3 protein-coding genes are annotated in these 2,815 nt (G+C 38.0%); all 3 read left to right on the plus strand.

All coding sequences use genetic code 11. From position 1 onward, the window contains the following. Positions 1-607: 5-formyltetrahydrofolate cyclo-ligase (locus tag BALCAV_RS20645; protein WP_081939347.1), on the plus strand; the 607-nt coding region annotated here is incomplete at its 5' end. Continuing rightward, positions 604-1,395 (plus strand): DUF92 domain-containing protein, encoded by a 792-nt coding sequence (locus BALCAV_RS20650; protein ID WP_003324612.1) that lies wholly within the window; start codon positions 604-606, stop codon positions 1,393-1,395. The genes BALCAV_RS20645 and BALCAV_RS20650, both read left to right, overlap by 4 nt. 30 nt (positions 1,396-1,425) lie before the next feature. Continuing rightward, positions 1,426-2,448, plus strand: coding sequence for a ThiF family adenylyltransferase (locus tag BALCAV_RS20655; RefSeq protein WP_003324611.1), 1,023 nt, complete (start codon positions 1,426-1,428; stop codon positions 2,446-2,448). Positions 2,449-2,815: the final 367 nt, after the last annotated feature.

The raw sequence follows: 2,815 nt of genomic DNA on the forward strand, positions 1-2,815 counted from the left end.
TAAGGTTATTTTCTACTTTGGAGAAGGGTGTGATTTTCTAATGGAGACAAAGAAAAAACAATTAAGAGCTAAAGTCAAATTAGAGCGTCAGCAGTTAACAGAAGATACATATTTAGAATGGTCCAAGCAAATCCATAAACGGTTACAAAACATAGATTACTGGAAAAAAGCTGAAGTTGTTGCGATGTCATTTTCCATTCATTTTGAAGTGGATACGATAGAACTCATAAAAGAATGTTGGAAAGCATCGAAAAGAGTCGTCCTGCCAAGAGTTAATTTTTTAACAAAAGAGATGTTTTTTTATGAAGTAACCAGCTTTGAGCAATTAGAAGAAACTAAATTTAGTCTGAAGGAGCCGAATGTGGAGAAAACGAATCGGATCGACATAAACGAAATCGATTTTGTTCTCGTACCTGGGGTTGCTTTTGGCAAAAGAGGAGAAAGACTAGGGTATGGAGGTGGGTTTTATGATCGGTTTTTAGCTCAGACAAATATCCCCAAAGTCGCTCTAGCCTTTTCTTTCCAAGTTTTCGCTCAGATCCCTGTGGAAATCCATGACCAACGAGTCGATCTAATTGTGACAGAAAATGAAGTGATTAGTCGATGATTGTTCAATTTATCGGAGTCCTTCTGTTAGCCATTATGTCGTTTTGGTTGAAAAAATTAACTTTATCCGGAGCGATTTGTGCGGTTATCGTTGGTTTTATGATTTCTTGGGGTTTAGGTTTAAATGGTTTACTCATATTGGCAGCGTTTTTTATTAGCTCGATTGTTTGGAGTTCTTTATTCAAAAGGAATAAAGAAAATGAAGTAGATAAGAAGGATAAAGCTCGTGATGGATTGCAAGTTTTAGCAAATGGTGGTGTTGCCGCCTTACTTGCTCTTTTTTACGGTATTTTTGAAATAGACATGTTTCTTTTCGCTTTTATTGTTTCCTTGGCTGCTGCTACTTCTGATACGTGGGCCTCTGAAATTGGGAGGCTAAACCAAAAAGAACCAATTGATGTTCTTTCTTTTCAAAAAGTGAAACAAGGGACTTCTGGGGCGATGAGTTTATTGGGAACAATCGCTGCTGCTATTGGAAGTGTATTCATTGTTCTCTTGGCACTATTGTTATGGGGCCATGAGTTCTCTTTTTCTACTGGACTTGTTTTATTGTTAATCTGTGCTGGTTTTTTTGGTAACTTAGTTGATACGTATGCTGGGGCTTTAATTCAAATAAAATATCGTTGTCCAAATTGTGAGACGATTACGGAGAAAACGGAGCATTGTCAGCAAAAGACGGTACATTATAAAGGGTTTTATCGGTTTAATAACGAAACGATCAACTTTTTATGTACATTTTCTGGTCCAGTTTTCTTTTTTTGCACTTTATGGGTGGCTCAGCTAAACTAGACGATAGGAAAAAAAGAGGAGAGAAGGTCCATGGCAGAAAATAAATTTGAACGATATTCAAGGCAAATGCTTTTTCCAGGCATAGGTGAAGAGGGGCAAGAAAAATTAAATAATGCAAGGGTGCTAATTGTTGGGGTTGGAGCATTAGGGACGGTTTTAGCGAATCATCTTGTTCGAGCAGGAGTTGGATTTGTTCGGATTGTCGACCGTGATTATGTTGAAAAAAGCAATTTACAGCGCCAAATGCTGTTCGATGAAGAAGATGTGAAATCGGCTTTACCGAAAGCGGTGGCAGCAAAACAACGATTAGAGAAAGTGAACTCCGCCGTAGAAATTGAAGCAATTGTAACGGATGTTAATGTAACAAACATCGAAGAGATGATGGAGTCTATAGACTTAGTGTTTGATGGAACAGACAATTTTTCGACTCGTTTTTTATTAAATGATAGTTGTTTTAAAAAGGGCATCCCATTTGTTTATGGAGGGGCAGTAAGTGCTCGAGGGATGTCTGCATTATTCATCCCAGAAGAAACGCCTTGTTTACGCTGCTTTATTCAACCGGGCGATGGAAATGGCCAAACATGTGATACGATTGGGGTTATTAGTCCTGTAGTAGATATCGTTTCTTCTTTTCAAGTTGTTGAAGGGTTGAAATACTTGGTTGGACAAAAAGATAAACTGCGAAACACATTAAAAACGTTTGATTTATGGAATAATTATGATTACGAAATGAAAATGACGAAGAAAAAAGAAACATGTCCGGTTTGTCAACATGGCGAGTTTCCGGCTTTAGAAGCACAAGCAACCGATGCTGTCACAACTTTATGTGGCAGAGAAACCGTGCAAATTGCCAGAAATCAACGCATGGACTTAGCAGTCTGGGCGACACGCCTTGAAAAAGCAGCAACCGTTAAAAAGACACCGTTTTTATTACAAGTTCAATTAATAGAGGGAGAAAGATTAGTTATCTTTCCAGATGGACGAATATTAGTGCAAGGAACAGAAGACTTAATAAGAGCAAAAAGCTTATATAGTAAATATATTGGCGATTAACTGTTTATATTAAGAGAAGGAACTGTCCCAAAAGCCCTTAAATAGAAAAAGCCTATGTTTTTTACTCATTGTAAAATACGTAGGCTTTGATTATTTTTGTTGGAGATTAGCTAGATGAAGATGGAGCAGCATGTTACCTCTTACTCGATAACATTTCAGCCCTTTTTTTATTACTCAACTTTCGCATCGAGAAAATCCGTTCAACTAGTTGGCAGAGCGAATAGAAGCTCTTAAACAAATGCCTTTGACACGTTTGAAAAGCGAGAACGCAAATCACACCAAACGGATAAACTGTGCATTAAGAAAATATTATAGACCCTCCGGCTGTCGCTCCCAAAACCATACTCCGCGTCCTGCGGGAACCTTG

The sequence above is a fragment of the Alkalihalobacillus alcalophilus ATCC 27647 = CGMCC 1.3604 genome, assembly GCF_000292245.2.
GTDB classification, from domain to species: Bacteria; Bacillota; Bacilli; order Bacillales; family Bacillaceae_D; genus Alkalihalobacillus; species Alkalihalobacillus alcalophilus.